The sequence below is a fragment of the Catellatospora sp. KI3 genome, from assembly GCF_029948125.1.
GTDB lineage: Bacteria > Actinomycetota > Actinomycetes > Mycobacteriales > Micromonosporaceae > Catellatospora.
On sequence record NZ_JASAMB010000010.1, the window covers coordinates 193,726 to 215,060 of the forward strand.

Genomic DNA, 21,335 nt, shown 5'->3' on the forward strand with positions numbered 1-21,335 from the left:
CGCCGTCGTGTCCGCAGTCCGCATCAATGTCCTGGGCGCCATGACCGCCACCGTCGACGGCGCCGAGACCCCGCTGGGCGGCCCCCGCCAGCGGGCCGTCCTGGCCAGCCTGGTCCTGGCCCGGCCCCGGGCCGTGTCGGCCGCCCGCATCGTCGAGGACGTGTGGGACGGCGAGGCGACCCCGTCGCCGACCACCCTGCACGCGTACGTCGCGGAGCTGCGCCGTGTCCTGGAACCGGGCCGGGCCGCCCGTGCCGCCGCCCGGGTGCTGGTCACCGAGGGCACCGGCTACGCCCTGCGGCTGCCGCCCGACGCCGTCGACGCCGACCTGTTCGCCCGGCTCACCGCCGAGGGCGCCGAGCTGCTGCGCCGGGGCGACGCCGAGTCCGCCCACCGCACGCTGACCGGGGCGCTGGCCCTGTGGCGCGGCCCGGCCTTCGCCGACCTCGACGACCACGACTTCGTCGCCGCCGCCGTACGCCGGCTGGAGCGCCTGCGCGACACCGCCACCCTGGACCTGCTGGCAGCGGGCCTGGCTCTGGGCCGCCACGGCGAGCTGGTGCCGGAGCTGACCGCGCTGACCGAGCAGCAGCCGCTGGCCGAACGCGCCTGGCACCTGCTGGCCCTGGCGCTGTACCGCGGCGGCCGCCAGGCCGACGCCCTCGCGGCGATCCGGCAGGCCGCCGACCTGCTCGGGGAGCTGGGGCTGGACACCGGCGCGGCGCTGCGCGACCTGGAGGTGGCCATCCTGCGCCAGGATCCGGCGCTCGACCTGCCGACGACCGAGTCCGAAGTGCCCACGCACAACCTGCCGTGCGTGCTCACCGACCTGGTCGGCCGCCGCGACGAGCTGGGCACCCTCACCGACCAGCTGGAACGCGCCCGGCTGGTGACGGTCACCGGTACGGGCGGCATCGGCAAGACCCGCCTGGCCCTGCACGCCGCCGCGCAGCGCGCCGACGCCGACGGTCCCTGGCTGGTGGAGCTGGCCGGGCTGGCCCAGCCGGAGCTGGTCGTCGCGGAGATCGCCACCGCGCTGGGCGTGGCCGGCGCCGCCGACGCCACCCGGCTGGCGGCGGTGCTCGGCACCCGGCGCACGCTGCTGGTGCTGGACAACTGCGAGCACCTGGTCGACGCGGTACGCGACACCGTCGCGACCCTGCTGCGCCGCTGCCCGAACCTGCGCGTGCTCACCACCAGCCGCGAGTCGCTGGGCCTGACCGGCGAGGTCGTGGTCGAACTCGGGCCGATGCGCGGCGAGGCCGCCGAGCTGTTCCTCAGCCGCGCCCGGGCGCTGCTGCCCGGCTGGGCGCCGACCCCGGCCGACCTGGCCCGCATCGGTGAGATCTGCCGCGAGCTGGACGGCGTGCCGCTGGCCGTCGAGCTGGCCGCCGCCCAGTGCCGGGTGCTGTCGCTGGACCAGATCGCGGGCAGCCTGGGGGAGCGGGGCGCCGACGCCGACGGGCAGCGCCCGGCGCGCCACCGCGACCTGGCCGAGGCCATCTCCTGGAGCTTCGACCTGCTGCCGGTGCCCGAGCAGCTGCTGTTCGGGCGGCTGTCGGTGTTCGCGGGCGGGTTCGACCTCGACGCGGCGGCGGCCGTGGCCGGGCTGCGCCCCGCCGCGCTGCTGCCGGAGGTGTCGGCGCTGGTACGCAAGTCGCTGCTGGCCACCGAGCCGGGCACGGCGCCGCGCCGGTACCGGCTGCTGACCCCGGTACGCGCCTTCGCGGGTCGTACCGTGGCCGAGGCGGAGGCGCGGGCGCTGCGGCGCCGCCACCGGGGCTGGGTGCTCGACTGGGCCGAGTCGGCCGCCTCGACGCTGCGCGGGCCGCAGTCGCACCTGGTCCTGGCCCGGATCGGCACCGACCAGCCGGAGACCCGGGCGGCCCTGTCCTCGGCGCTGCTGGACGGCGACGGCGAGTACGCGCTGCGCCTGGCCGCGGCGCTGAGCTGGTTCTGGTACCGGCGCGGCCACATCGCCGAAGGGCTGGGCTGGCTGCGCTCGGCGCTGGACCTGGCCGCCACGGCACCGCCCCGGGTGCGCGGCCAGGCCTGGCTGGGCGTGGCGGGGCTGACCTACCTCACCGGCGACCCGGCCGAGGCGCTACGCGCCGCGAACGAGGCCGCCGACCTGGCCCGCGCCGGCCGCGACCGGATCGGCGAGGCGCACGCGGTGGTGTACCAGGCCCACTTCCACGCGATGCTGGGGCAGCTCGCCGAGGCGGTGCGCCTGGCCGAGCGCGGCCGCGCGCTGGCCGAACGCACCGGCCTGCCCTGGCTGCGGGCCGAGGCCATGATGATCCTCGGCATGCTGCGGCGGCTCACCGGCCCGCCGGGGCGGGCCCGCGCCGAACTCGACGCCGCCGTGCGGGCGGGCCGCTCCTGCGGCCACGTCTGGGCGGCCGGGTCGGCGGCGTGGGGCGCGATGAAGGGGGCCCTGGACGCGGGCGACCCCGACGCGGCGCTGCGGGTGGCGGCCGAGCTGCTGGGACCGCTGGACGCGGCCGCCGACGTCACGTCGTGGCTGGTGCTGGCGCACACCACGGCGGCGGCGCTGGCCCAGGCCGGGCGGGCCGAGGATGCGGCGGTGCTGCTGGGCGCGGTCGGCGCGCACGGTGCGCGTACCGGGTTCGCCCCCGCGGCGATGGACCCGATCGACGGCCCGGGCGAGGAGGCCGCGGTGCGCGCCGCGCTGCCGGCCGCGGAGCTGGACCGGTGCCTGGCCGTCGGGGCGGGCCTGAGCCGGGCCGAGGTGAGTGCGCTGATCCTGCGCGGCAGCCCGGCCGGGAACCTGGTCCTGAGCTCCTCTTGAGGCAGTCCGCGACTCCTCTCCAAGCCGGTCCCAAGTGGTGCCCGGCAGCGTATGGGTCAGGCGGCCCGCACTTCCCCGTGGCGCGGGCCGCCCCATCCCCACGAGAGAGGAACGACAGTGAAGCTCCACTGGCGCGGCCTCGGGCACACCCGCCCGAAACGGACCCGCCTGTCCCGGACCCTGGCCACCGTGACGACCGTCGCGGTTGCGGCGGTCCTCGCCCTCGGCAACGCGGCGCACGCCGGCGACCCGGTCGACGTCGACAGCCAGGAACTGCGCGACAAGCTGTTCGTCGCCTCGGTGCGCCTGCACTCGCAGGGCAACCAGGGCCTGAAGGACCTGGTGCTCAGCACCGAGATGTACGGCTACCGCCAGCTGCACCCCACGTTCACGCTGGAGCAGCTGCGCGATCACACCGCCGTGATGAGCCAGTGGTACGACGGCAAGCTGACCGGCAGCGACGCCAACCGGCAGGCCTACGAGCTGCTGCCGCACATGCTCAACATGCTGGCCCTGCACCCCGAGGCCGCGATCGCCGCTCCGATCATGAAGGAGCTGCTGGACACGGTCGTCAGCCCGGACGCCAAGGCCTACGGCGAGCGCCTGGACCAGGTCGCCACGGCCCAGTTCTCCTACGACCAGTTCCAGCGCCTCTACCCGGTGCAGGACATGATGTGGCGCCGCATCACCACCCTGGCCCAGCAGGACGCGCAGTTCTCGGCGGCCTGGGACGGCAGCTTCGGCGCCCGCCTGGGCGTGCTGTCGACCGCGTCGCTGGACCAGCTCGCCGCCGACCCGATGATCTCGGTGTACCTCAACGTCGACGCGATCCTGGCGCACCAGCAGAACACCGAGCAGTACCTGGCCGAGGCCAAGGCGCAGCTGCTCACCGCGATGCAGCGGCTGGAGCAGCAGAACACCGTCATGGTGTCGACGGTCGGCCAGCTCAACGCGGCGTACCCGGCCACCGGCATCGGGCCGCGCCCCGACACCGCGGTCTTCAACCGGGAGCGTGACGCCGCGGCCGCGCGGCAGAAGATCATCGACGGCGCGGGCAGCGCGGTCGAGGTGCTGGCGAAGCTCATCGGCTACGTGGACGCCAAGTCCGGCCGGATCGCGGCCGGGGTCGGCAAGGCGGCGGTGCAGATCGCCACGTCGATCAACAAGTACATCCCGTCGATCGCGGGGCTGAGCCTGGGCCAGGCGCTCACCTCGATGAGCACCGTGGCGCTGACCGGCAACATCATCGGCGCCATCGGCGCGCTGCTGCCGGTCTTCGCCGAGCAGACCACGCCCGAGCAGATGATCATGGATCAGATCAACCAGCTCCGGCAGGAGGTCGGCGCGCTGGCCAGCACCATGCAGAGCCGCTTCGACCGGGTCGAGCACGCGCTGACCGTCGTCTACACCGAGATGCTGGACAAGTTCGACCAGGTCATCGACCTGCAGCACGCGACCCTGGCCGAGCTCGCCGAGCTGGAGCGCGGGCTCTACCAGCTGAACACCACGGTGGACAACTGGGGCGTGCAGATCATGCAATCGCTGCAGCAGGGCCAGCTCAACGCGGTCAAGGAGCGGATCAACTGGGGTATCGGCCACAAGCAGACCTACGGTGAGCCGATCCAGAGCTACTTCGACTACCAGACGGTGGAGAACCCGCTGCACCTGATGGCGACCGACACCGCCTTCAACCCGCCCTTCGCCGGACCCGACGCCTCCACGTACGCCTCGCAGAACCCGATGACGGTGCTGCAGACGTACAAGGCCAAGGGGTCGGTGGACTACCTCGACTGGTACGCCCGGCAGAACTTCGGCTGGCAGGCGCCGCAGGTCAACCAGCCCGCCGACGTGGTCCCGTGGATCGTGGCGGCCCGCGCCTACGCCCGCCTGGTGGCCGAGAACCCGGCCTACGCCAGGCAGGTCAACCAGGCGCGCACCGGGGGCGTCCTCGGCGCCGGCCAGGGCATCATCAACTCCACCACCCAGTTCAGCAAGCCGCTGGCGACCCCGGACGCCAACGGCAGGCGCACCAACGCGCTGTTCAACGGCCTGTCGGCCGAGTACCGCGCCGCGCTGCAGAACTTCTCGGGCCAGCTCGCGGCCATCCGCGGCACCAACCCGGGCGGCAAGACGTACAGCATGTTCGGCAACGGCGACCAGTTCACCGCCGCCACCCTGCCCGACGCCGCCAAGATGAGCGACCCGGCGAAGGTGCCGCCGTGCACCGGCACCGGCCCCTCGCTGACCCGCCCCGCGACGGTCACCCTCAACGGCACCCCGGCCAGCCTGCTGTTCGCGCAGTACGCCCACCCAGACGCGCCCACGGTCAAGCTGTGCTACTCCGGCGGCCTGGCCAACGTGGAGACCTACGACGACATCAAGTGGCACCACGAGTACGCCGACCTCCAGGTCACCATCCGGGTCTGGGTCCGCTGGGCGGGCCGGGAGTACGACTACCGCAGCTGGACCATGACCTGGGGCCTCGGCGAGGTCTGCCGCCAGTACCTGTCCGGCGCCCCCGGCGGGTTCTGCCGCAACTCCAGCTACTACCTGAACCTGTGGGACGCCAACTACCTGGCCGGCTTCACCGCCGGCGCGCTGGACCAGACGGACCCGAACCTGGGCACCACGGCCCGCAACCGGATGAACGAGTACCTGTCCGGCCGGCAGAAGGCGTACTACGACCGCGTCCTGGGCGCCCTGGCCGACTCCAACAGCGAGCTGTTCAAGGCCGACGCGCGGGTGAGCAAGGCGGTGCGGCTGATCCAGGCCTACACCCAGCTCGGCTTCGCCAAGGCGCTGATCAACGACGACGTGCTGGCGGTCATCACCAGCGGCGTCGAGCGGCTGCCGAGCAACCTGGACGGCATCCAGTTCATCACCGGCTCGTTCGCCAAGGCCCAGGCCAACTACGCGGGCTGCAACCCGATCACCCCGGGTGGGGCCTGCGCGCCCGACACCGGCACGTTCAACCCGCTCGCGGGCCAGTTCTACCTCCCGACGAACTGCAATCCGGGCAACCCAGCCGGTGCGTCGGGCGATCCGATCGGCGACTGCGTGCTGGCCATCGGCAACGTGCGCGACGCCGTGTACGACCAGCAGATCGAGCAGCACTCCAAGGAGCTCGCCGCCGGGACCTACACCGAGGGCCTGCCGGACGTGCTGGCGGTGCTGGAGGAGCTGACCCTGGCCGACACGGTGGTCCGCCGCTGACGGCCGCCGCCTGACCGCCCGTGCGGCGGGACCGGTGATCCCGGCCCGCCGCACGGGCGTCTCCACCTCTGTTCAGCCGATCGAAGATGACCGAAAGTACTGTCGCCCGTGCGGAGCGCAGTTCGCATCTTTCAGAGCGCAACGCGAACGTACGACGCCCGCCGGGCGACCCGCTTTCCGACCCTCGTCTCGATGGGATCCACCATGGACAACCACGGGGATGACTATGCCGCGTTCGTCCGGTCCCGAAGTCATGCCCTGCTCCGCTCGGCCTACCTGCTCACCGGCGATCAGCACCTGGCCGAGGACCTGGTACAGGAGGCCCTCGCCCGGACCCACCGGGCCTGGTCCCGGCTCCACGAGTCCGGCAACGCCGAGGCCTACGCGCGCCGGATCATGTACCACACCCAGGTGTCGGTATGGCGGCGGCGCAGAGTCGCCGAGTACCTGCCCGGCGACCTCCCCGACCAGCCGGACCGCCGCACCGACGACGCCGAGTCGATCACCTGGCGGATGGCGCTGGCCCGAGCGCTGAGCTCGCTCAGCGCCAAGCAGCGGGCGGTCGTGGTGCTGCGCTACTTCGAGGACCACACCGAGGCCGAGGCGGCCGACCTGCTCGGGGTGTCGGTCAGCACCGTCAAGACCCAGACCGCGCGCGCTCTGGACCATTTGCGCAAACGCGTGCCTGAGCTCCGGGAGTTCCGGGCCGCAGAGGGGACCGGACGATGAACGACGACCTGCTGCGCGACGGCCTCGCGCGGATCGGCGACCAGGCGAGGCCGGTGGAGTTCCTCGACCGCGCGCTGTCGCGCTCCCAGCGCATCGGGCGCAATCAGAAGCTCGCGGCGAGCACCGGCGCGGCCGTCGCCATGGCGGTGATCGGCGGGCTCGTCTGGCAACTGGGCGGCCTGACGAACCCGGCCGAGCCCGCCACCCCCTCGGCGACCCCGTCCGCCGCCTCCGCTGCGCCTTCCACTCGGCCGTCGGCACCGCCGTCCGTGCAGGTGACGCCGGCGTTGCTGGCGCCGGGCGGGTTGCCGGGCCGGTTGTTCTACCGGGCCCCCGAGCGGGTGGTCTGGTGGTCGGCGTCGCAGCTCGGTGCCGTGCCGGGCGTGGACTCGGAGACGATGAACGTGTCGCCCGACGGCAGCAGCGTCTCGTTCGTCGACGGGAACGGGGACCTGGTGGTGGCCGACCTGCTCGGCGGGCACCGGACCACGGTGCTGCGCGGCGTGGTCGGAGTCGGGTACGAGCCGGTCTGGTCGCCGGACTCGCGGCGGCTGCTGGTGGCGACGGGCCTGCCCGGCGAGATGGTCTACGGCGTGGTGACGGTCGCCTCTGGGGTCTTCGTGCCGCTGGCGCACCAGCCGGACGGGATGCACCCGCTGTGGTCGGCCGACGGCCGGCACCTGGCCTTCAGCACCGGCGAGTGCCGGCTGGTGACGGCCGACGCCGACGGCGGCGGCGCGCGGGTGGTGCCGGTGTTCGGGGACGACGACCCCGCGGTTAACAAGCAGCGGCGGCGCAGCTGCGACCCGTTCAGCATCTCCGCCGCCGGCGGGTTCGTCGCCGTCCACCAGCGTACGGGCGACGAGCCCGACGGCGACTACGGCCGGGACTTCCTCGCCAACGCCGTGGTGGACACCCGCACCGGCGCGGAGGTGGCGCTGCCGGTCACCGGACCGATCACGGCCGTGCTGTTCCTCACCGACGGCAGGATGCTGGTCCGCACCAGGGGAGAGCTGACGCTGCTGCGCCCCGACCGCACCGTCGAGACCCGGTTCCCCGAACCGGACCAGGTGAAGAACCAGTCGCTGCTGGCCTACACCAGCTGACGACTTCCGGCTCTGCCCGCGCCGCCCGCGCGGGCAGAGCCGTCCAGCCTGGTCAGCCTGCCTGGCTCTCGTCCTCGGCCCGCTCCAGCAGGGCCTGCCGCTCCGGCTCGGTCCGCGCCGCGGCGGCCGCCCGGCGGAACAGCGCGGCGGCCCGGCCGTGGTCGCCGTCGCGGGCGGTGAGGTGCGCCTCGACCGCGATCGTGTGCGGGTAGTCGTCCAGCGCCCCGCCCGCGCGGGCCCGCGCCAGCAGGGCCAGCCCGGCCGCCGGGCCGTAGGCGTACCCGTGCGCCACCGCGCGGTTCAGCTCCACCACCGGGCTGGGCTGCTGCCGGGTCAGCGCGTCGTAGCAGTCCGCGATCCGGACCCAGTCCGTGTCGGCCGGGGTCGCCGCGGCGGCGTGGCAGGCCGCGATCCGGGCCTGCAGCGCGTACGGCCCGTCCTCGGGCACCTCCGCCAGCAGGGCCAGCCCCTCCACGATCGCGCCCCGGTCCCACCGGGACCGGTCCTGCTGGTCCAGGGTCAGCAGCCGGCCCTGCCCGTCGCGCCGGGCGGTCCGGCGCGAGTCCTGCAGCAGGCACAGCGCCAGCAGCGCCCGCACCTCCGGCTGGGCGGGCATCAGGTGCGCCAGCAGCCTGGTCAGCCGGATCGCCTCGGCGGCGAACGCGGGCTCGCCGTCCGCGTTGTAGCCGTGCGTGAACAGCAGGTACAGCACCGCGAGCACGCCCGGCAGGCGCTCGGCCAGGGCCGGACCCTGCGGCACCCGGTACGGGATGCCCGCCTGGGCGATCTTCGTCTTCGCCCGGGTCAGCCGCCGGGTCATGGTCGACTCGCCGATCAGGAACGCGCGGGCGATGTCGCCGGTCGGCACGCCGCAGATGGTGCGCAGGGTCAGCGCCACCCGGGCCTCCAGCGGCAGCGCCGGATGGCAGCAGGTGAAGATCAGCCGCAGCCGGTCGTCCACCACCTCGCCGTCGTCGGCCGCCTGGTCCGCGCCGGACTCCTCGGTACGCGCCAGCACCGCCAGGTCGTGCAGCTTGCGGCGCTCCACCGCGGCCCGGCGCAGCACGTCCAGGGCCCGGTTGCGGGCCACGGTCATCAGCCAGCCGCCCGGATTGTCGGGCACGCCGCCACCCCATCGCTGCACCGCCTGGGCCAGCGCGTCCTGGGCGCAGTCCTCGGCCAGCGTCCAGTCGCCGGTGAGCCGGATCAGTGTCGCCACGATGCGCGGGTACGACTCGACCGCCGCGGCCGCGGCGGCCGAAGCCGCCGCGGCCCCCCGGTACGCGGTGCTGCTCACTGCTCGTAGACGGCGAACGGCCGCAGCTCGATCCGGCCGCCCCGGGCCATCGGGTGCGTCCGCGCCACCTCGATCGCCTCGTCCAGGTCGGCGCACTCGAGCAGGTCGAAGCCGACGATGATCTCCTTGGTCTCGGCGAACGGGCCGTCGGAGACGAGCAGCCGGCCGTTGCGCACCCGCACGGTCGTCGCCGTCGACAGCGGCCCCAGCTCGTGCCCGTCCAGCCGGCGCCCGGCGCCGTCGTTCTCGGCCACCCACGCGTGGATGTCGGGCTCCGGCGCGGTGTCGGTGTCCGGCTCGGTGTCCGTGCAAACCAGCATCATGTACTTCATCTGCCCTGCGCTCCTTCTGTCCTGGCCTGCTTACGAGACCTTGACGAACGTCCGCCGCCGGATCGGACAACCCCGCCCGGGAATTCTGCAACTTTCTTCCCCACGCCGTGATCTTGGCCCGGGGATTGGTGCAGTTTCGGGGAAAGTGCAGGTAAGAGCCCCAAGATTCCCGCAGTTTCCCCGAACCTGCACCGCCCGCGCGTGGTGAAGGATTTTTTCGTAGCGTGAAGGTAGGGGGAAAGTATTGACCGGGCGGGGGATTGGGAGAAGGGTGGCTCGCATCGGACATCGACAAGGAGTCATGCGTGTCACCCCGATCCCCCCTGCGCCGGTTGGCGCTGCTCACGACCGCCGGGCTCGCCCTCGGCACCGCCGCGGTCCCGGCCCCGGCCGGTGCCGAACCCGCCCCGCAGCCCCGTCAGGCGGCCTACCAGGCCGCGGCCGACGAGTTCGGCGTACCCGTGGACATCCTGCTGGGCGTCTCCTATCTGGAGTCGCGCTGGGACGTGCACACCGGTGAACCCAGCACCTCCGGCGGCTTCGGCCCGATGCACCTGACCGACGCCGACTACGTGGCGGCCCTGCCCGTGCCGGAAGAGGTCGCCGTCGAGGCGCCCGAGGACGCCCGGGGCGACGACGCCCGCCCGAGGCCCGTCGGGCACCCCGCGCCGGCGCCCGCGCCCAGCGACGCCTCGCTGCGCACGCTGGCCGCCGCGGCGGAGCTGACCGGGCTGGACCCGGCGGTGCTGCGTACCGACGCGCAGGCCAACATCCGCGGCGGAGCCGCGCTGCTGTCGTCGTACCAGCGGGAACTGCAGGCGCCGGGCGGCGCCGGCAGTGACCCGGCGGCCTGGTACGGCGCGGTGGCCCGCTACTCCGGCGCCGACGACGAGGCCGCCGCGGCCGCGTTCGCCGACGAGGTCTACGCCACGCTGGCCGAGGGCGCGGCCCGCACCACCGACGACGGCAGCGCGCTCAGCCTGCCCGCCCGCGCGGTCACCGCCGACAGGGGCTGGCTGTCCCACCTGCGCCTGCGCCGCCTGGAGCGGCCCGACGGCATCGAGTGCCCGATCGACGTCTCCTGCGAGTGGCTGCCCGCGCCGTACGAGGCCTTCGGCGACGGCGACTACGGCAACCACGACCTGGGCAACCGGCCGAGCAGCCAGCGCATCGAGTACATCGTCATCCACGACACCGAGGCCAGCTGGGCCACCACCCTGCGGCTGGTCGACGATCCGACCTACCTGGCCTGGCACTACTCGCTGCGCTCGGTCGACGGCCACATCGCCCAGCACGTCAAGGCCAAGGACGTCGGCTGGCACGCGGGCAACTGGTACGTCAACGCCAAGTCGATCGGTTTGGAGCACGAGGGCTTCGCGGCCCAGGGCAGCTGGTACACCGAGGCGCTCTACCGCACGTCCGCGAAGCTGGTGCGGCACCTGGCGCTGCGGCTGGGCATCCCGCTGGACCGCCAGCACATCATCGGCCACGACAACGTCCCGGGCACGACCACCTCGACCGTGGCCGGGATGCACTGGGACCCGGGCCCGTACTGGGACTGGTCGCACTACTTCGACCTGCTCAAGGCGCCGTTCCGGGGCCTGCCGGACGTGCTGGCGCCGCACGCGGGCCTGGTCACCCTGGACCCGGACTTCGCCACCAACAAGCCCGCCTTCACCGGCTGCACCGGCGCCGCGAGCAACCCGTGCCCGCTGCGCCCCAGCTCCGCCGTGATCCTGCGGACCGCCCCGGACCTGGGCGCGCCGCTGGTGCGCGACCCGGGCCGCTGCGGCACCAAGGCCAGCACCATGGTGGTCAGCGACCACTGCGCCCGCGCCTCGGCCGGGCAGACCTTCGCGGTGGCCGAGCGCTCCGGTGACTGGACCGCGATCTGGTACCTGGGCCAGAAGGCCTGGTTCCGCAACGCCGACGCCGGCCCGCGCTGGAGCATCGGCTTCGTGGTCGAGGCCAAGCCGAGCGTGGCCGCGGTCCCGGTGTACGGCCGGGCCTACCCCGAGGCGGCCGCCTACCCGGCCGGAGTGCCGGTCCAGGCGGTGAGCCCGTTCGCGCAGTACACCTTCGCGGCCGGGCAGCGCTACGCGGCCGGTCCGGTGCTGAGCCCGGAGTACTACCGGGCCAGCACCTTCGACTGGTCCTCACCCGGTGACGGCACCGTCATCCGGGGCGAGGACAGGTACGTGCAGATCCAGTTCGGACAGCGCATCGCATATGTCCGACTCGCCGACGTGGTCCTGCGCCCCTCGGTCCTGCCCTGACGGCACGGCGGGTAGGGCGTCGCATCGACGCTCTACCCGCCCGGTGGGTCCCATTCCGTCACGTATGTCGATCACCGATCGGCCCTGACGTGCGGGAACATGATCATTACAGATACATCTTGGACAAATGGCGCGCACCTGAGATCCTTGTCACAGCGGAGATTCGCTGCTCAGTACGCGCGTCGTGCGGCCCGTCACGGGGGCTTGTCGCGGCAAGCCAGGCTGGGATCCGTCCCCCAGACCCGAGGCGGTGACCCCAATGCGTAAGCGCCCCGTAGAAGTCCTGGTCAACCTCGCCTACCTACTGATCTGCGGCCTGCTCGCCGGAGTGGTGGTGGCTGCCGCGGTGTTCCCGGCGGCCGCCCTGTCCGGCTACGCCGCCGAGATCGGCGGCCACGCCCTGGGCCGGCTGCCCGACGACCTGATCGTCAAGCGCTCGCCCCAGATCAGCTACCTCTACGCCGCCGACGGCAAGACCCTGCTGGCCAGCATGTACGACGAGAACCGGCGCGACGTTCCGCTGTCGGAGATCCCGCTCGTGGTCCGGCAGGCGATCCTGGCCGCCGAGGACCAGGCTTTCTACAAGCACGACGGCGTCGACCTCAAGGGCATCGCCCGCGCCTTCATCGCCAACAAGCAGGCCGGCGACGTCCAGCAGGGCGCCTCCACGCTGACCATGCAGTTCGTGCGCCTGTCCATCTCGTACTCGGCGGACACGCCCGAGGAGGTGGTGGCGGCCACCGAGGACACCGCCCAGCGCAAGCTGCGCGAGATGCGCTACGCCCTGGCCATCGAGCAGCGGCTCACCAAGGACGAGATCCTCGAGGGCTACCTGAACACCGCCTACTTCGGCAACCGGGCGTACGGCATCTTCGCCGCCGCCCACGTCTACTTCGGCAAGGAGCCCAGGGAGCTGGGCCTGGCCGAGGCGGCGTTCGTGGCGGCGCTGGTCAAGTTCCCCGGCGACTTCGACGCGATCACCGGCAGGGGCCAGGCGCTGGCCGTGGACCGGCGCAACTACGTGCTTGACGAGATGGCCCAGACCAAGTCGATCACCGACGCGCAGGCGATCGCGGCCAAGGCCGAGCCGCTGAAGGTGGTCGGCGAGTTCACCGCCAACGGCTGCGTGCAGGCCTCCAACATCAAGTGGGGCTTCTTCTGCGACTTCCTCGAGCGCTGGTGGAACCAGCAGGAGGTCTTCGGCGCCACGCCCTACGACCGGGAGCGGCAGCTGCGCTCGGGCGGCTACCGCATCATCACCTCGCTGGACCCGGCCACCCAGAGCGCCATGGACCGCAGCATCGACCGGGCGCTGAACAAGAACCCGGACCTGGACAAGAACCGGTGGCCGTGGAAGTCCGACGCGGTCATGCTCGCCGGCATCGAGCCGGGCACCGGCAAGGTGCGCGGTCTGGCGACCAACCGCAACTTCAAGCTCGACAGCAGGACCAAGCCGCAGAACGGCCCGGCGTCCAACCCGGCGCTGGCCCGGCGCGGCATCCGCGGCTCGTACCCGAACACCACGAACCCGCTGATCACCGGTAGCGCGGACCTCGGCGGCTACCAGGCCGGCTCGGTGATGAAGATCTTCACGCTGGTGTCGGCGCTGGAGAACGGCTTCCCGCTGTCGTACACGATCAACACGACCGCGCCGTACGTCTCCCGCACCCACATCACCGGCAGCCCGAGCTGCGGCGGGCGCTGGTGCCCGACCAACTCCGGCGGCAAGTCCTGGGGCGCGATGAACATGTGGACCGGCTTCGGCAACTCGGTCAACACGTACTTCGTGCCGCTGTTCGAGCGGGTCGGCGGTACCAAGGTCATCGACACGGCCAAGCGGATGGGCCTGACCTTCCACGACAACCCGGGCGTGGAGATCGACGACTACTACTGGTCCAACCACGCCGAGCTGTGGGGCCCGTTCACCCTGGGCGCCTCCGACCACACCCCGCTGCAGATCGCCAACGCGTTCGCGACCCTGGCCGCCGACGGCGTCTACTGCGAGCCGATCCCGGTCGAGGCCATCTACAACAGCCGGGGCGAGAAGCTGGGCGTCGGCGACCCCCGCTGCGCTCAGAACCTGAAGGTCGACGTGGCGCGGGCGGCCATCGACGCGGCCCGGTGCCCGCTGGGCGACAAGTCGCTCTACGGCCGCTGCAACGGCACCACCGCCCGCGACTCCAAGGAGATCATCGGCCACCACATCGCGGGCAAGACCGGCACCACGGACAACTCCAAGTCGGTGACGCTGACCATCACCACCAGGCAGCTGGCCATCTCGGGCTTCCACACCGACCCGGACTGGGCGCAGATCAGCACGCACAAGATGTCGCACCGGGTGGTCAACCCGGCCGTGCAGTACGCGATGAAGTGGGCCATGCAGGGCAAGCAGGACATCCAGTTCAGCCGGCCCGGCAACCAGAAGATCGTGTTCGGCAACGCGCCGCCCGCGCCCGCCACCCAGACCAAGCCCAAGCCCAGCGCCAAGCCCACCCCCAGCGCCAAGCCGAAGCCGAGCGTCCAGCCCAGCCCGGTGACCCCGCCGCCTGCCGACGGCAACCCGGCGGCGCTGCCCGACGCCCTGGCCGCGCTGCCGCGCCGACTGCTGTTCTGAGCCTGGCCGTAGCCCGGCACGAAGAAGGCCGCCCCACCTCAGCCCAGGTGGGGCGGCCTGCGGTCGCGCAGGTCAGGGCTGCGCGGCCAGGCGGAACGACTGAGCGGCGGTGCCGTTGCAGGTGTACTGCTGCAGCTGCACGCTGTCGCCGGTGGACGCGGCGGGCACGTCCAGGCACTTGCCGCTGTGCCGGGCCACGAAGTGCCAGTAGCCGCCGCCCTCGTCGACCGGCAGCCACTGCTGGTTGTTGCCGCCGACGTAGTTCCACAGGTTGATCAGAGCGCCGTCGGCGGTGGAGACGCCGGACACGTCCAGCACCTGCGCGGAGTTGTTGCGGTTGTTGATCCGCACGTACCCGTTGCTGGTCGGCTGGAACTGGTACTGCTGGGCGTAGCTGTTGTTGCAGGTGTACTGCTGGATGACGGTGCCGTTGGCGGTGCCCGACGAGCGCGCGTCGACGCACTTGCCGCTGTTCTTGTTGATGACGGTGTTCCAGGTGTTCGACGGGATGCCGCCGCCGCCACCGCCGCCGCCCGCACCGAACGGGCTCAGGATGATGCTCGCCGAGCGCGGGTCGCCGTCGTTGACCAGCGACTCGAACGCGCCCACGTCGTCGAACGCGAACGCGTACGCCTTGCCGTCCACCATGTTCGCGTGGATGATCTTCGCGTACTGGTTGGTGGGGCTGTTCTGGTAGAACTGGGCCGCGTTGGTGCTCGGCTGGGTGTCGATCGTGCCCAGCGTGCCCCGGTTCAGCGCCGCGCACAGCGTACGTGAGATCGGTCCGACGACCTGGTCGTTCGGGGCGGCCAGGTTGCCGTCGCAGCCCCACACGTTGGCGCTGCTCGGCTTGTTGAACGAGGCCACCTGCGCGCCCGAGCTGTTGGTGAAGTTCATGACGTTGCCGCTGGTGCGCCCGAAGTACTTGGTGTTGGGCTGGTCGGCGAACGGCACCACGGTCAGCGTCTTGGACGCGTACGCGTTCCACGCCGAGGTGATGTAGGAGTCCAGGTAGGTGGCGCTGAACAGCCCTGCCCCGGCGGCCTTGCCCGGCGCCAGCGCCCGCAGCACGGTGCCGTCGGACCGGGTGTAGACCGTGTTGGCCCACCCCGACTGCGCCTTGATCGAGTTGATGGTCTTGTTGCGGCCGTCGCTGACCACGTCACCGGTCCGCTTGGTGACCCCGGACGCGCCGGTCACGGTCACCGCGTGCGGGACGGCGAACATGTCCACCTGCGAGCTGTTGAGCCACAGCCCCGCGTCGTTGTAGGTGAACTCGCTCCAGTCGAACAGGATGTTGTAGTTCGGATCGCCGGAGGCCCACGGCGCGGGCTGGACCAGCCCGTCCGGGGTCAGGAAGAACTTCAGCCTCTCGCCGAAGGAGAAGTAGACCCGGCCGGAGAAGCCGCGCGGGAACCGGATGGTGGTGCTGCCGCCGTTGCCGGGCCCGGGGATGGAGACGTCCGGGGCGGGGGAGGGCGGGAGCTGGCCGCCGCTCCAGGCGGTGAAGGTGCCGGCCGAGTTCACGTAGCCGAGGCGGCCGGTGGACAGGTTGATGCCGATGACGTACAGGAAGGTGGCGTCGGTGCGGCCGGTGCTGTTGGTGACGGTGACCGGGAGCAGGGACGGCCCGATCGCCTGGGCGGGCGTCGCCGCGGCGGCGGCCGCGGGCACGGCCAGCGCCGCGGCGGCCAGCGCGCCGAGGATTCTTCGTCGGGTACGCATGTCGTTGAGCCCTCACATTCCGAGACAGGGACGGCGGTACGGGGCGGGTGCCCGAGCCGGGGCGGGACGCGGGCAGTCGGGGTGCGGGTGGGAGCCGCTCGCACGGGCCGGTGCGAGAGCGCTCTCTCACTGCGGACGCGGGGTCGCCCGCGCGCACGAGACTCTTCGGTCTGAAGCGTCCGTGCAACGTCGGCGACATCTTCCGTTCAAGAGAGCGCTCTCACGATACGCTCCGCGCAAACGCGCCGTCAATAGACACCCGGCGATGGCGTGCGCGGCGTCTCTGGGCTGCAGTTTCAGGGAAAGTGCACGAATCTCGGCCCCCATTCCTGCACTTTCCCCGAAACTGCACCGAGGTCGCGGCGGGGCGGGGGCGGGGCGGGGCGGGGTGATCACCGCTGGGCTCGCCTGCGTGTCGGCTGTCAGTCGGCAAGTGGGTGGAGGGTGGGAGGGCGCTGGGCGTCCATGATATGGGACGGCAGGATCGGGGCGGTGATGTCCCGTTGTCCCTGATCGTGGCTGAGGAGTTATCGCGGATGGTGGATTGGTGTGTCATAAGGCGGGACGATGGATCCGGGGCGGGCGGCGGGGTGTCCTAGACTGAGACTTCGAGCACGAAATCGACTTCTTCTGCGCTAGGTGGCCGGTCATGACGTTCGACTTCGCGAATCCCTACTGCCTCGTGCACAACCAGGGAACCGTGACGTACACGACCGGCTCGATCGTGCGCAGCACGCTGCTGGCCGACGTCCCGAAGTCGACCGCCCTGCCCGTGATCAGCATGGTGCCGTACACGCAGCTGCGCGAGCGCGGCTTCGTCTGCCACGACGGCGGCGAGCCGATCATCACCCTCGTCCCGGCCGAGTGCCGCGAGGTCGAGCTGGCCTCGTTCGACGTCGAGGTGCCGGTGCGCATCTCGGGCCAGCCCCGCTACTCGCCCGACGACGAGGAGTTCGAGCGGATCGTCCAGCGCGTCATCGACCAGGAGATATGCCGGGGCGAAGGCTCCAACTTCCTCATCTCCCGCCGCTGCGACCTCGACCTCGCCGACTTCGGCCCCGAGGTCGCCCACGCGGTCTTCGCCCGGCTGGCGCGCAACGAGTTCGGGGCATACCTCACCTTCTGCTTCTTCGACGGCGAGCGCTACTTCATCGGGTCCTCGCCCGAGCGGCACCTGACCTACCGTCGCGGCACCGTGACCATGAACCCGATCTCCGGGACGCTGCCCCGCTCGGCGCTGACCTCCCGCGCCGATCTGGTGCAGTTCCTCTCCGACCCCAAGGAGATCAACGAGCTGTTCCAGGTCGTCGACGAGGAACTGAAGATGATGTCGCGCATCTGCCGCGAGGGCGGCGTGGTGCACGGGCCGTACCTCAAGGAGATGAGCTCGCTCGTCCACACCGAGTACGTGCTGGAGGGCACGTCGTCGATGACCCCGATCGACGCCTTCCGCGAATCGATGTACGCCGCGACCATGATCGGCGGCCCGCTCGAGAATGCCGCCCGGGTCATCCACCGGCACGAGACCGAGTCCCGCCGCTACTACTCCTCGGCCCTGCTCATCACCGGCGTGGACGACGACGGTGCGGAGTGGCTCGACAGCGCGATCACCATCCGGACCATGGAGGTCACCCGCGACGGGCACGCCATGATCCGCTCGGGTGCCAGCATCGTGCGCGACTCGGTGCCGTGGAAGGAGGCCCGCGAGGTCCGGGCCAAGGCCGAGGGCATGATGAGGGCGATCACCAGCAACGAGTCGCCCGGCCGGTTCCTGCAGCAGTATGTCGACCCGTTCGTCACCGACCTGCTCCAGCTGCGCAACAAGTACCTGTCCCGGTTCTGGACCGACCGGCAGGCCGACGACCGCTACGCCGCACCGCGGCTCATCGGCCGTACCGTGCTGATCATCGACAACGAGGACCAGTTCACCGAGATGCTCAAGCACGCGCTGGAGCACCTGGGCATGAAGGTCACCATGTCGGGGTACCGGGACCCGGAGATCGCGCTCGACGGATACGACCTGGTCCTGGTCGGCCCCGGCCCCGGCGATCCGAACGACCTCGACATGCCGAAGATCGCCCGCCTGAACGAGCTGACCCGCGAGCTGCTGGACCGGGAGCTGCCGTTCCTGGCTGTGTGCCTGGGGCACCAGATCCTGTCGCGCAACCTGGGCATGTCGGTCGTGGTCAACGACCCGCCGATGCAGGGCGTGCAGCAGACCGTCGACCTGTTCGGCCGCAGCGAGCCGGTCGGCTTCTACAACACCTTCTTCCCCCGGGTGCCCGAGGTGGCACCCGCCGGCGTGGAGCTCGCGGCCGAGGCCGACGGGCGGGTGATCGCGCTGCGCGCGCAGAACTTCTACAGCTTCCAGTTCCACGTCGAGTCGGTCCTCACCACCAACTGCATCTCTATCCTGCGCGAAGCCCTGCTGTGGCTGGTCCGCTGAGGTGCCGACCGCGGCGAGCACTGCGGAACACCGGTCTGGGTGCCGACGGCCTGTTCGTCGGCTTCTTGATCTTGATTGCCGGCTGCTGCTCCGGATAGAGGCAGTGGTCACCGCCGGTCCGTGGCGGCCCCGGAGCGGGGACGGGCCGTCCGTACGTACCTGACCATCCGTGTGGCGGGGCGCTTCGCCCGGTCACACGCGATCGAGCGGCAGGTGCGGCTCGGGCGGCAGCTCCACGGTGATGGCGTCGCCGGGCCGCACCGGGCCGCCCGCCAGCACGATGCTCATGATCCCGGCCCGGCGGACGAGACCGCCGTCCTCGTCGCGGTAGACCACCTGCTTGAGCAGGCCGTCGTCGAAGCGGTCGATCTGCGCGCACGGGTTGCGCAGCCCCGTCACCTCGACCGCCGCCTGCTCCCCGAACCGCAGCACGGTGCCGCGCGGCAGCGACAGCAGGTCGATGCCGCGGGTGGTGATGTTCTCGCCCAACTCGCCGGGCGCCACCTCGAACCCCTGCTCGCGCACTTCGTCGTGCAGCTCGGCGTGGATCAGGTGGACCTGGCGCAGGTTGGGCTGGCTCGGATCGGCGGCGACCCGGGACAGGTGCTGCACGGTCACGCCCGCGTGGGCGTCCCCGGCCACCCCGATCCCCGCGATCAGCTGGATCTCGTCGGCGTTCGGCTTGCTGAACCGGTGCTCGCCGTCCCGGCTGACGGCGACGACCCTCGCAGAAGACATGCCCGCATCCTCCCACCGCACGGTCGACCCCGGCGAGGGCAAGCCTCAGTTCGAGCTGATCAACGACGAGACGGCGGCCGCCAGGGCGGCCAGGATCGCGGTGCCGGTGAGCACCTCGGTCCACAGCTTGCCCAGTGCGGCGGGCATCGGGCTGACCGCGCGGAAGCCGTCTAGGAACTGATTGCGCTCCTCCGCCGGGACCAGCTTGTCGAGCCAGTACTCCGACTCGGCGTGGAAGAAGCGGGTCCAGTGGCGGCACGCGGACACTCCGACCGCGGCGGCGCCGTTGACGACGGCCACCAGCAGCAGCGTCCCGAGTAGAGCCGCGCCGCTGGCCGCCAGTGCGACCCAGAGCAGCAGCGCCGAGATGCCGAGGCTGGCTCCGGTGATGACGTTGGTCGTGGTCTGGTACTGCTTCACGCGTCGGCAGGCCAGCAGCCACAACTGCTGGTACGTGTCGGGAGAGGTCACGGCAGCTTTTCTAGCACGTACGGGCGACCTGCGGCGGCCCGGCGAAACGCCCGGCCACCGCAGCGGTCCGCCTCAGCAGAGGCCGCCCCCGCACCCGCCGACCGGTGCCGGCTCGCCGGTCATCGGGTCGGGCAGGTCGGGCCGCGACTCCGGCTGCGCCCGTGCCGCGTTGGTCGGTTCGACCAGCACGAACAGGTCGTCGGCGTTCGGGTCGACGAGGATCAGCGAGCCCAGGTCGGGCAGCTCGGGCTCCTCCGAGCCGGGCCGCTGCCAGCCCTCCAGCACCGTCACCGCCGCGCCGCGCGTCCGCAGCACACCGGCGACCACTTCCTCGGTCACGACCGGCGGGCCGTAGTCGGGGTCGTACATGCCGCCCTCGGCCGTGCCGCTGCCCGTCTGGGTGCAGTTCTCGGCGTTGGCGTCGCAGCGGTAGGTGACCGTGCTGCTGGTGGTCTTGCCGTCCTTGGAACTCGTCTCGGTGTGGCTGACGGAGGTGTCCATGACCTGGCCGTTGGCGTTCAGGTTGTACCTGACCGTGTCGGTCTGGCTCTCGGTGTGCCCGTCCTTGAAGTTGAGCGTGACCGTGGTGGACTCCTTGATGATGTTGCCGTCCGCGTCCTTGGTCGTCTCGTGCTCCTCGTCGACGCGTACGTCACCCTCCCAGTGGCTGTCCAGGGTGGTCGTCACGGTCGGCCCCGCCGAGCCGCCGGAGTTGGTGTACTCGACGGTGGTCGTCCCGTCCTTGCCGCTCGTGGTGTGCGTCTCCGAGCCGTCGCCGTACGTGGTGATGTCGCCGCTGCCGAGGCCTCCCCAGTCCTTGGTGCTGTCCACCACCCCGCCGCGCTCGGCCCCGTAGGTGGCCCTGCCGTCCACGCCCAGCATCGAGGTCTGTGTGCGGCCCAGCTTGACCCCGGCCAGCTTCAGGCCGCCCCCGGTGGTGCCGCCGTTGGTGCCGGGCAGGTCGAGGCCGAGGCTGAACGGGTCCTTCGTCGGGTCGAGGCCGAACTTCTTCATCAGGTCCCCGGTCACGCCGAACTTGCCCGCGATGTCGGCACGGCCGGAGAGCGGGAACGCGCCCAGCCAGTCGTGGGCGATCTCCTGCCGCTGCCGCACCAGCTCGGCGGGCAGCAGGAAGAACGCGCCCGCGCCCGCTTCGAACGAGGGCAGCGCCCGGTCTACCGCGAGGTCGACCACCTTCTGCAGCAGCGGGCGGCTGTACTTGTCGTCCGGGTCGGTGCCGGCGGCCATCTCGTCGGCGTCGCAGTAGCCGTCGCCGTCGGAGTCGACCACGAGCCAGGCCGCGTAGCAGGCGGTCGTATCGCAGGCGAGCAGGTTGCGGATGGGGCGGCGGGGCGGGTCCTCGGCGGCGGCAGCGGGCGTCGCCACGACGGCCAGCGCCAGCACGGCGGCGGCGGCGAGTGCTCGCCGCGTGGCCGCGAACGTGCTGCCTCGGTATACGGAGGGGCTTGTCATGTGGCGAATGCTGGCACCGCCGATCGCGCCCGTACCCTCTATGCCTTTTCTGCGACACCCGGTGCCGCCTGTCCCAGTGGATTCCCTAGCTCGCCATCACGTT

13 protein-coding genes are annotated in these 21,335 nt (G+C 71.8%); 7 read left to right on the forward strand and 6 right to left on the reverse strand.

Annotated features, from left to right (window positions below):
- The first annotated feature begins 7 nt into the window (after positions 1-7).
- The 4 genes from QEZ54_RS18285 to QEZ54_RS18300 all read left to right on the forward strand — a co-directional run bounded on the left by QEZ54_RS18285 (position 8) and on the right by QEZ54_RS18300 (position 7,860).
- Positions 8-2,812 carry a BTAD domain-containing putative transcriptional regulator gene (locus QEZ54_RS18285; RefSeq protein ID WP_281305846.1) on the forward strand — a complete coding sequence of 935 codons (2,805 nt, stop codon included), beginning with the start codon at positions 8-10 and terminating at the stop codon, positions 2,810-2,812.
- Positions 2,813-2,929: 117 nt separating this feature from the next.
- Positions 2,930-6,025, forward strand: a complete 3,096-nt coding sequence (locus tag QEZ54_RS18290; RefSeq protein ID WP_281305847.1) for a hypothetical protein — start codon at positions 2,930-2,932, stop codon at positions 6,023-6,025.
- Positions 6,026-6,217: 192 nt separating this feature from the next.
- Positions 6,218-6,754, forward strand: a complete 537-nt coding sequence (locus QEZ54_RS18295; protein ID WP_281305848.1) for a SigE family RNA polymerase sigma factor — start codon at positions 6,218-6,220, stop codon at positions 6,752-6,754.
- A complete protein-coding gene (locus QEZ54_RS18300; protein ID WP_281305849.1) occupies positions 6,751-7,860 on the forward strand; it encodes a hypothetical protein in 1,110 nt (369 codons plus the stop codon). The genes QEZ54_RS18295 and QEZ54_RS18300 overlap by 4 nt, the downstream gene beginning before the upstream one ends.
- A 52-nt stretch (positions 7,861-7,912) precedes the next feature.
- Here QEZ54_RS18300 and QEZ54_RS18305 read toward each other — a convergent pair whose 3' ends face one another.
- Positions 7,913-9,157 carry a sigma-70 family RNA polymerase sigma factor gene (locus QEZ54_RS18305; RefSeq protein ID WP_281305850.1) on the reverse strand — a complete coding sequence of 415 codons (1,245 nt, stop codon included), beginning with the start codon at positions 9,155-9,157 and terminating at the stop codon, positions 7,913-7,915.
- Positions 9,154-9,489, reverse strand: coding sequence for a YciI family protein (locus QEZ54_RS18310; RefSeq protein ID WP_281305851.1), 336 nt, complete (start codon positions 9,487-9,489; stop codon positions 9,154-9,156). The genes QEZ54_RS18305 and QEZ54_RS18310 overlap by 4 nt, the downstream gene beginning before the upstream one ends.
- Positions 9,490-9,794: 305 nt before the next feature.
- On the opposite strand from QEZ54_RS18310, the gene QEZ54_RS18315 reads away from it, so the two are divergent.
- Positions 9,795-11,765 (forward strand): N-acetylmuramoyl-L-alanine amidase, encoded by a 1,971-nt coding sequence (locus QEZ54_RS18315; RefSeq protein WP_281305852.1) that lies wholly within the window; start codon positions 9,795-9,797, stop codon positions 11,763-11,765.
- 259 nt (positions 11,766-12,024) lie between these two features.
- On the forward strand, positions 12,025-14,379 hold the full coding sequence (locus QEZ54_RS18320; protein WP_281305853.1) for a transglycosylase domain-containing protein: 2,355 nt from the start codon (positions 12,025-12,027) through the stop codon (positions 14,377-14,379).
- A gap of 72 nt (positions 14,380-14,451) precedes the next feature.
- Here the strand turns inward: QEZ54_RS18320 and QEZ54_RS18325 are convergent, their stop codons facing one another.
- Positions 14,452-16,104 (reverse strand): beta-1,3-glucanase family protein, encoded by a 1,653-nt coding sequence (locus tag QEZ54_RS18325; protein WP_281305854.1) that lies wholly within the window; start codon positions 16,102-16,104, stop codon positions 14,452-14,454.
- Between the two features lie 649 nt (positions 16,105-16,753).
- Here QEZ54_RS18325 and QEZ54_RS18330 point away from each other — a divergent pair.
- Positions 16,754-18,550: a chorismate-binding protein gene (locus QEZ54_RS18330; protein ID WP_281305855.1), complete on the forward strand. Its 1,797-nt coding sequence runs from the start codon at positions 16,754-16,756 to the stop codon at positions 18,548-18,550.
- A 192-nt stretch (positions 18,551-18,742) separates the two neighbouring features.
- On the opposite strand, the gene QEZ54_RS18335 is transcribed toward QEZ54_RS18330, so the two are convergent.
- The 3 genes from QEZ54_RS18335 to QEZ54_RS18345 all read right to left on the reverse strand — a co-directional run bounded on the left by QEZ54_RS18335 (position 18,743) and on the right by QEZ54_RS18345 (position 21,232).
- Entirely contained in the window at positions 18,743-19,288 is a 546-nt protein-coding gene (locus QEZ54_RS18335; protein WP_281305856.1) for an MOSC domain-containing protein, read from the reverse strand.
- 45 nt (positions 19,289-19,333) lie between these two features.
- Positions 19,334-19,759 (reverse strand): hypothetical protein, encoded by a 426-nt coding sequence (locus tag QEZ54_RS18340; protein WP_281305857.1) that lies wholly within the window; start codon positions 19,757-19,759, stop codon positions 19,334-19,336.
- A gap of 72 nt (positions 19,760-19,831) precedes the next feature.
- Positions 19,832-21,232 carry a thrombospondin type 3 repeat-containing protein gene (locus tag QEZ54_RS18345; RefSeq protein WP_281305858.1) on the reverse strand — a complete coding sequence of 467 codons (1,401 nt, stop codon included), beginning with the start codon at positions 21,230-21,232 and terminating at the stop codon, positions 19,832-19,834.
- Positions 21,233-21,335: the final 103 nt, after the last annotated feature.

Coding starts and splice junctions, on each gene's coding strand:
- QEZ54_RS18310 (WP_281305851.1), bottom strand. CDS start 9,489: ATGAAGTACATGATGCTGGTTTGCACGGACACCGAGCCGGACACCGAC.
- QEZ54_RS18320 (WP_281305853.1), top strand. CDS start 12,025: ATGCGTAAGCGCCCCGTAGAAGTCCTGGTCAACCTCGCCTACCTACTG.
- QEZ54_RS18300 (WP_281305849.1), top strand. CDS start 6,751: ATGAACGACGACCTGCTGCGCGACGGCCTCGCGCGGATCGGCGACCAG.
- QEZ54_RS18335 (WP_281305856.1), bottom strand. CDS start 19,288: ATGTCTTCTGCGAGGGTCGTCGCCGTCAGCCGGGACGGCGAGCACCGG.
- QEZ54_RS18330 (WP_281305855.1), top strand. CDS start 16,754: ATGACGTTCGACTTCGCGAATCCCTACTGCCTCGTGCACAACCAGGGA.
- QEZ54_RS18345 (WP_281305858.1), bottom strand. CDS start 21,232: ATGACAAGCCCCTCCGTATACCGAGGCAGCACGTTCGCGGCCACGCGG.
- QEZ54_RS18295 (WP_281305848.1), top strand. CDS start 6,218: ATGGGATCCACCATGGACAACCACGGGGATGACTATGCCGCGTTCGTC.
- QEZ54_RS18325 (WP_281305854.1), bottom strand. CDS start 16,104: ATGCGTACCCGACGAAGAATCCTCGGCGCGCTGGCCGCCGCGGCGCTG.